The sequence below is a fragment of the Actinokineospora sp. genome (assembly GCF_050699995.1).
Lineage (GTDB): Bacteria > Actinomycetota > Actinomycetes > Mycobacteriales > Pseudonocardiaceae > Actinokineospora.
Map to the genome: position 1 here is coordinate 1 of NZ_JBOHGC010000534.1, position 8,388 is coordinate 8,388.

Below are 8,388 nucleotides of genomic sequence, written 5' to 3' on the forward strand. Positions count from 1 at the left end.
CCCACCCGCACCGCGAGTTTAGCCCCACTTGCCCCAAATCCAGGCGAACCACCCAAACAGGCCGTTGGGTTCGGCCCGCTCGGTTCAACTTGGCGGCCTGGGTTTGCTTCCGCTCCGTGCAGGGTGGTTCGCCTCGCCTCGCCTCGCCTCGCCTCGCCTCGCCTCGCCTCGCCTCGCCTCGCCTCGCCTCGCCTCGCCTCGATTCGGCTCGGTTGCGCGCTGTCCGGGTGGCTGAGACATCGGGGTTCGCTCTGACCGGCCGAACGTGTTCTGGGTGATGGCCGCCTGGCTCTCAGGTGATGCTTCGTCGCGTCGAGGCTGCATCGTCAGGGTGGCAACGGTCGACGCGTTGCCGGGCAGTGAGATGGGGCTCGGAGGGCTGCTCGGGGATCGGCAGCCTCCTTGACCTTTGGCATCTGGTAACGAACTCCTCCATTCGTCTGTTGACGGTTGCCGGCGGCTGCACTTGGTTGGGTGCACACGTCCGCTCGGGAGGTCGCGATGCGCATGGTCACCAAGTTCGCCGCCATGGCCGCCGCGGTGGCGGCGGCGTTGGTGGGGGTGTCGGTGCCCGCCGGGGCTGCCGAGCCCACGCTCGGCGGGGAGTACCTCGGGGCCGTCACCCTGATCACCGGGGACCGGGTCACGGTTCGTCGCGTGGGGACGCGGCTGGTGCCCGCCGTGGACCCGGGAGAGGGCCGCGAGCACGTGCATTTCGCGACCACCGGGGACGGGACCAGGCTCCACGTCATCCCCTCCGACGCCTGGAGCGACGTCAACGCCGGGCGGCTCGACCTGCGGATCTTCGACGTCGCCCTGCTGATCCGCGACGGGTACGACGACGGCCGGACCGACTCACTGCCGTTGATCGCCAGTGACCTCACCGCGCTGACTGCCGCCAAGGATGGGGAGATCTGGGTCCAGCGCAAACAATCCCGCGACCCCGGCAAGCTCTGGCTCGACGGGATGCGCAGGCCCAGCCTCGACGTCAGCGTCCCCCAGATCGGTGCGCCGCAGGCCTGGGCGGGCGGGTTCACCGGCAAGGGGGTCACGGTCGCCGTGCTCGACACCGGGGTCGACGCCACCCACCCCGATCTGCGCGACCGGGTGGTCGAGGCCAAGAACTTCACCGACGGCACCCTGCGCGACGAGGACGGGCATGGGACGCATGTCGCCTCCACCATCGCCGGGACCGGGCGCGGTGACCGCAAGTACACCGGGGTCGCGCCGGACGCCAAACTGTTGGTGGGTAAGGTTTGTGGACCTCGGGGCTGCCCGGAGTCGGCGATCCTGGCGGGGATGCGGTGGGCCGCCGAGTCCGGTGCCAAGGTGGTCAACCTGAGCCTCGGCGGGCCGGACGCGCGCGGGGATGATCCGCTTGAGGTGGGGGTGAACCAGCTCAGCGCCCGGCACGGGACGCTGTTCGTCGTCGCCGCGGGCAATGACGGGTCCTACGGCGCCGAGACGGTGTCCTCGCCTGCCAGCGCGGACGCCGCGTTGGCTGTCGGGGCGGTGGACGGTGACGACGCGATCGCGAGTTTCTCCGGGCGGGGGCCGCGCATCCATGACGCGGCGCTCAAGCCGGAGATCGTGGCGCCGGGAGTGAACATCATGGCCGCCCGGTCGCGCTACAGCTACGGCAAACCGCAGGAGAAGTACCGCGAACTCAGCGGCACCTCCATGGCCACCCCGCACGTCGCCGGGGCCGCGGCCATCCTGGCGCAGCGCAATCCCGGGTGGACCGGCGCGCAGCTCAAGGCCGCGCTGATGGCCTCGGCCCACCCCATCGAGACGGGCAACTACGACCAGGGCGCGGGCCGCGTCGACCTCGCGCGCGGCGTGCAGCAGATCCTCTACGCCGAGCCGTCCGCCGTGTCGATGGGCAGGCAGGCCTGGCCGCACGACGACGACACCCCGGTCACCAAACCGATCGCCTACACCAACACCGGCGACCAGCCCGTCACCGTCCGGCTGACGCTCACCACCGCGGGCCCGAACGGCGAACCCGCGCCCGACATGTTCCGTCTGTCCGCGGCCGAGGTGACGATCCCCGCCCGCGGCCAGGCCACCGTCCAGGTCACCGCCGACACCAAAGGCGACGCGGCCGAAGGTGCGTTCAGCGCTCGGGTCACCGCCGAAACCGCGACCGGCCGGGTCACCACGCCCGTCGCCATCGACCGGGAACCCGAGAGCCACGACCTGACCATCAAGACTCTCGACACCACCGGCGCCCTGTCCGACAACAACTTCTCGTTCCTCTTCGGCATCGATCCCTCGCGCTACCGGGGCGTTCCCACCATCGGCGGCGTCGGCACCGTCCGGGTCCGCAAAGGCAGCTACCACCTCGATTCGGTCATCAACACCCCGCGCCCGGACGGCGTGACCGTCAACTCCAACAAGGTCGTCCACCCCACCATCGACGTCGCCGCCGACAAGACCGTCGTGCTCGACGCGCGCTCGGCGAAACCGATCGCGGTCACCTTCGACCGGGCGGGCGTCCGGCCCAAGGCCGTGGGCGCGGGCTACGGCCGGGTCAGCGGCGAGCGGGCGGTGTTGACCGGGGTGCTCGGCGACACCTTCGAGCGGATCTTCATCGGCCAGGTCGGCGAAGCGCTGCCCGACGCCGAGTTCGTCGCCGACATCGGTGGCGCCTGGGCCGTCCCCGACCGGTTCGGCGACACCAGCCGCGCCGCCGTGGCCTACCACCTCGCGTGGTTCGACTACGGCAGGCTGCCGAACGGGTTCGCCAAGCACATCGTCGACGCCGACCTCGCCGAAGTGCGCACCACGTACCGGGAACAGGCCGACCGGCGCGGCGGCACCAAGATCTGGGTGGCGAAGGAACCACGCCACGGCACCGCCGTCGGCTACGGCATCCCGTTCGAACTGCCGCGCACGCGCACCGAGTTCCACAACGTCGACGACCTGTCGTGGTCGGCGGAGTTCCAGCAGTGGCGCAAGGTGCGCAAGTCCCTGCACACCGAGACGGTCGTGACCGGCGGCGCCGTCGCCCACGAAGCCGGAAAGTCCTATGTGGACGACTGGAACACCGCGGTGTTCGGCCCAAGTTTGCGGGTCGACCAGGCGTCCCGGTCCCGTGACACGATGTCCGTGTCGATCCCGATGTACGCCGACGCCGGTCTCGACCGGGCCGGAACGTCCGAAATGGACAGTGGGTCGACCGTGCTTTACATGGACGGCGTCAAGGTCGGCGAGTCCGACACGGCGGGCCAGGGGGCGTTCGACGTTCGGCCGGAGCAGGCGGCCTACCGGCTGGAGACGACCGCGGTCCGCTCCGGCGTGTCCGGCTACTCGACGTCGCTGTCGACCGCGTGGACCTTCACCTCCGTGCGCCCGCCGGACGACGCGCCCGGCAAGGGCAAGGGCGGGGTGCCGCTTCCGCTGATGGTCGTGCGCGCGGCCCCGCAGGGCCTCGATGACGGCAACCGGACCGCCGCCGACTCGGCGAAGGTGCCGGTGACCGTCCAGTGGAACAAGGGTCTCGACCCGGTGGCGCTCACCTCGCTGACCGTCGAGGCGTCCTTCGACGACGGCCGCACCTGGCGGGCTGTCCCGGTCGATGGGGGAGTGGCGACAGTCGAGCACCCGCGGGCCGCCCGATTCGTCTCATTGCGCGCGAAAGCCACGGACGCCAACGGAAATACCGTGGAGCAGACCACAATCCGCGCCTACGGGGTCTGAACCGTCCCTATGATGATCGTCATGGCGACATGGGGCGATCTGACGGCGTACGTCAACGAGACCTACGACGTGCTGTCCGAGGATGAGGGCGAGATCCGCATCCTGTTCAACTTCGAGCACTACGACGACGAGGACGAGCGCACCCAGGTGATCGTGCTGGCCCGCGAGGTCCTCGACAAGCAGCACGAGTGGGTCCAGGTCGCCTCCCCGGTGGGCCTGGCCCACAAGGTCGACCTTAAGGCGCTGCTCACCGAGGTCGGCCACACGACCATCGCGTGCGGCGCGGCGATCATGGGCGACCACGTCGTGCTGCGGCACGCGCTGCCGCTGGCCACGCTGGACCTGCACGAGTTCACCGAGCCGCTGAGTCTGCTCGCGGGCACCGCCGACCAGATCGAAGAAATCTTCTCCGGCGGCGACGAGTACTGACGCGAGCGCGGGCGGCGCCGGATCGGCGCCGCCCGCGGTCTTGCCGTCGGTCAGCCGTTGAACTGGAACACGTAGAGGCCGAAGTCCCGGTCACTGCCGAGGATGTACTTCACGCCGTTCTCGTCCTTCCAGACCTCGACACCCCAGAAGTTGTTCCCGCCTTCATCGATGAAGGCGCCGACTTCCTGGATGCCGTTCTTCCCGTAGTTCACCACGCGGAATCCGGCGGCGTAGTACGAGATGTAGGCGAGGTTGCTGTTGTCGGGGTCCATCGCGACCTCGTGCACCGAGAGGTCACCGAATCCGGTCGCGTAGGCCACGTCCTGCGCCTCGGGCACGCTGTAGGTGTCGATCTGGTTGATCGACCCCGCCACGCCGACCTTGGGTGAGATGTTCGTGCTGAAGAGCCGCACGTAGCCCCACCCGTCGAACACGGCCTGAATCGTGGTGGCTTCACCCGGGCCGGTGGCCGGGCTCGCCGTGGTGCAGGCGTTGGCCTCGGTCACGCCGGGCACACCCAGCAGCTTGAGACCGTTGAGCCGGTTGACGAACACGTACGGGATGGTCCCGTCCGCCAACATCGTCACGCCCGCCAGACAGTCCGCGCGGACGTTCTGGAACACGATCCCCGCTGTGTAGCCGGCGGCGGTGATGTTGTCCAGCTTGACCTGGAACGTGCAAGTCCCGCGTTCGACCAGGGCGGTTCCGGTGCCCGAAGGCAGCGCGGCGCAGGCGTTACCGACGTAGGTTGTCGCCCCGCTGATCGTGGTGTCCTGGTCGATCGGAGGTGTGTCGCTCGCCTGGGTCGCGATGTAGGACTGACCGGCGTACGGGCCGGAGTCGATCGTCGCGGTCACCCGGAACGGGTTGAAGTCCTCATCCGTGCCGAGCAGGAACTTCTTGTTCGGCGACAGCTCCGACTGGTGGGAGTTGCCCTCGGGCGAGATCGAGTGCCCGCGGGCCAGCCGCTCCTCGTCGAGCGCGGCGTAGTCGCTCTCGGCGATGAGCGTGACGTGGCCGGGCCGCGGGTCGGTGACGTCGAGCAGGACGTAGCCGCCGTCCCAGTAGTTCATGTTCATCACGTACCGCTGGCCGATCTTGGTGACCATCATGTCGTGGCTGAACACCGAGGTCAGGTTCGCCGGGCTCGGCTGGTTCACGCCGAACAGGTGGGCCAGGTCGAGCTCGTCGTTGACCATCACCGGGTTGAACGGGTCGGTGATGTCCATGATGTCGACGTCGGCGAGTTCCTCGTCGTCGACGAGCACGACGTAGGTGCGGCCGTCGAACGCGTTGGTCCACATCCGCATGCTGTGCGTCTGGTTCGGCGCCGGGTCGGTCGCGCCGCTCGGGTTGCTGAAGTCGCCGGTGTGCAGCGTGACAGGCTGCGGGTCACGGGGATCGGTGACATCCCACAGTGAGATGCCGCCCAGGTTCGGCGGCGGCGGGGTCACGCCGGGGCAGGTCTCGCTCTGGTGGGCGAGCAGGTCGCCGGTGAAGAACGCGTTGGCGATGTGGAGGACCTGGATGCCCTCACCCGCGTAGGAACCCGCGCTGGTCGGGATGAACGCGTCGAGGACCTCAGTGGGGTTGGCGGGGTCGGAGATGTCCATGACGTGCACGCCGGTCTGCCCGCACGTCGGTTCACGGAACGCGTTGAGGTAGGCGTAGTCGCCGTGGGCGGTGACGTCGGCGACGCGGCCGGTGTTGCCGGTGCCCGCCGGGTTGGTCACCTCGCCCTTGCCGATGAGGGTGACGTTGTTGTTGACCGGAGGGAGGTGGCCCTCGTCGCCGTCGTGCTGCTTGTACATCCCGTCGGCGACGCCTTCACCGGGGAAGTCCTCGCGGCTGCCGCCGCCCGGGTGGTCTGGGTGGGCGCTCGACACGCCCGTGGTCAGGACGCTGGTGACGAGAACGGCGGCGCCGAGTAGGCCGAACCGTCGCGCTCGTGATCTGCGGGGATCACGCATTTCGCCTCCGGGTAGGTCAGGCGGGAATCCAGCCGATGAACGCTATGCGCGTGCAAAGAGCTGGACAAGCAATTCCCTCATACGGGGGAGTCGCTGCACGAACGGGTGGCGTTTCGTCCCGGCCTGACCGAATGCGTCAGAATTTGCCACCCGTGGTCATCTGGGAGCCGGGGGTTACCCCTACCTTCGATTCTGGTGTGCGCCCCATGGGTTCGGCGTCGCCTGGTTCCCACCGTGGACACCAAGATCCGCGTCGAGACATGGGGGACGAGATGGCGACGGTGGCAGCCGAGTCGGATACCCGAACGGCCCGGCCGGGGGCACGCCCGAGGTGGTGGCGGCGCCCTTGGGTGCTGCCCCTGGGGGCGCTGATAGTCGCCTTCCTCGCCTTCTCGATTCCGCCGTATCTGGAGCTCGATCCCGCCCGCTCACGCGTGCCGCAGCCTGCGGGATTCCCGGAGCAGTACTCCCCACATCGCCTTCGGCACGGTCGCGATCGCCAGCGGCTTCCTCCAGGTGTGGCCCTGGTTCCGGAGCACGCACCGGCGGTGGCACCGGGTGGCGGGGAGAGTGTATGTCTTCGCCGGGGTGGTCCCCGCCGGGCTGGCCGGGCTGGTGGTCGGCGTGACATCGGTGTTCGGGCCGCTCTCGCAGGTCAGCGCGGTGCTGCTGGTGTCGTTGTGGCTCGCCACGACCACGCTCGGCTACCGCCGAGGCAGGCAGCGGCGGTTCGTCGAGCACCGCGAGTGGATGATCCGCAGCTACGCGCTGACCGCCTCGACCATCACCAACCGGGTGTGGGCCCCGCTGGCCGTGGTCCTGCTCGAACCGAAGATCGACACGCTGTTCGGTGGGAGCGAGATCGCGTACGGCTTCACCGTTGCCGGCCTGTCGGCCTGGCTGGGCTGGGTGCTGCCGCTGGTGGTGGTCGAGGCGTGGCTGATCCGGGACCGGAGCAAGCGGCGGGTCAGCGCAGGGCGGGCAGGCGCTGCGGAGCGCGGTGCGCCCACTGCCACAGCGCCTCCATCGGGCCGCGCTCGTGGCGGCGCAGCCACCACGACGCCCCGGCCATGAGCAAGACCGAGATCCCCAGCCACAGCGCGGCGGTCACCGCTGGGCCGTGCCCGTTGAGGCCGAAACCCCAGTCGTAGCAGAGGATCGACGCGATCACGTTCTGCCCGATGTAGCAGGTGAGCGCGGCCCGCCCGACCGAGGTGAGGCCGCGCCTTACCACGCCCGCCTCGGCCCGCATCCGGTTGACCAGCATGGTGATCAGGCCGAGCAGACCGAAGGCGACGACCGGCGCGCACAGGTACCGGTCGACCAGGAACCATTCGGCCCCGGCGAAACTGGTGATCGCGTTGAGCGGGACGCCGAGCCCGAGCCCCCAACCCACCAGCCTGCGCTGGATCCGCCTGCCGCGCTCGGAGTCCTCCAGGGCGCCCGCCCGCAGCAGCCGAACTCCCGCGAGGAACAGCACCGTGCTGAGCGGGATGGCGAAGAGCGCCTCGACGCGGTAGAGGCCCGCGTAGTCGAGCCGGGCCTGAACCTGCGCGAGCCAGTTCGAGGTGTCGGTGGGCGGTCCACCGGATGGGGTGCCCGCGGTGCCCGCGAACAGTGCCCAGGTGAGCAGTCCGATGATCGCGGTGAGCAACACGCCCTGGGCGATCATCCAACCGCGGATCACCTTGTCGCTGCGGCCGACCAGATAGGCGACCAGGACGGACACGAGCGCGTAGAACATCAGGACGTCGAACTCGAAGATCAGCACATAGTGGATGAGCCCTTCGAACAGCAGCAGCGCCGAGCGCCACAGGTACCAGCCAGGCCAGCGCTCACCCCGTCGCAGCGCGGAGGCGTGCTGCATCGCCAGGCCGATGCCGAACATGATGGACAGCAGCGCCAGGTACTTCCCGTTGCTCAGGAACCTCAGCTCCGTCTCGGCGAACCCCGACTCGCCGCCGCTGAGGAACCCGGCGGCGCCGCCGGATGTCGTGAAGATCCAGATATTCGTGCCCAGCGTGCCCAGGATCGCCACTCCACGCAGCACATCCAAGGCCGCGACGCGTCCCCCGACCATGAGTCCCCCTCCGTTGTCGCACAACGGAGTCGACGCTAGCCGGCGGCGCCGACCCAGGCGTCAGCCTTTCGACGGATGCCCAGGTCGGACCTTAGCTTGAGTTTTAAGGTCTCAGAGCCCAGTGGGACCCCCGGTTGATCATGGATGAAGCCCTTGGTTGATCATTCCTTCTTGCGACAGAGGAAGATCACAACCAAGGGCTTCAGT

General features: G+C 69.1%; 5 protein-coding genes. 3 read left to right on the forward strand and 2 right to left on the reverse strand.

Features of this window, described 5'->3' with window-relative positions; translation table 11 throughout:
* The first annotated feature begins 474 nt into the window (after positions 1-474).
* Both ACRDSQ_RS26305 and ACRDSQ_RS26310 read left to right on the forward strand, forming a co-directional pair.
* Positions 475-3,702, forward strand: coding sequence for a S8 family peptidase (locus ACRDSQ_RS26305; RefSeq protein ID WP_431424646.1), 3,228 nt, complete (start codon positions 475-477; stop codon positions 3,700-3,702).
* A gap of 21 nt (positions 3,703-3,723) precedes the next feature.
* Entirely contained in the window at positions 3,724-4,131 is a 408-nt protein-coding gene (locus tag ACRDSQ_RS26310; protein ID WP_431424648.1) for a hypothetical protein, read from the forward strand.
* Positions 4,132-4,181: 50 nt separating this feature from the next.
* On the opposite strand, the gene ACRDSQ_RS26315 is transcribed toward ACRDSQ_RS26310, so the two are convergent.
* Complete coding sequence (locus tag ACRDSQ_RS26315) at positions 4,182-6,101, reverse strand: PA domain-containing protein (protein ID WP_431424650.1); 1,920 nt, start codon at positions 6,099-6,101, stop codon at positions 4,182-4,184.
* Positions 6,102-6,617: 516 nt separating this feature from the next.
* Here ACRDSQ_RS26315 and ACRDSQ_RS26320 point away from each other — a divergent pair.
* Complete coding sequence (locus tag ACRDSQ_RS26320) at positions 6,618-7,175, forward strand: DUF2306 domain-containing protein (RefSeq protein WP_431424652.1); 558 nt, start codon at positions 6,618-6,620, stop codon at positions 7,173-7,175.
* Here the strand turns inward: ACRDSQ_RS26320 and ACRDSQ_RS26325 are convergent.
* Positions 7,069-8,181: a DUF418 domain-containing protein gene (locus ACRDSQ_RS26325; protein WP_431424654.1), complete on the reverse strand. Its 1,113-nt coding sequence runs from the start codon at positions 8,179-8,181 to the stop codon at positions 7,069-7,071. The genes ACRDSQ_RS26320 and ACRDSQ_RS26325 overlap by 107 nt on opposite strands.
* Positions 8,182-8,388 lie beyond the last annotated feature (207 nt).

What these genes read in the sequence shown, in the direction of transcription:
- ACRDSQ_RS26310 (WP_431424648.1), top strand. Translation starts at nt 3,724, where the DNA reads ATGGCGACATGGGGCGATCTGACGGCGTACGTCAACGAGACCTACGAC.
- ACRDSQ_RS26315 (WP_431424650.1), bottom strand. Translation starts at nt 6,101, where the DNA reads ATGCGTGATCCCCGCAGATCACGAGCGCGACGGTTCGGCCTACTCGGC.
- ACRDSQ_RS26325 (WP_431424654.1), bottom strand. Translation starts at nt 8,181, where the DNA reads ATGGTCGGGGGACGCGTCGCGGCCTTGGATGTGCTGCGTGGAGTGGCG.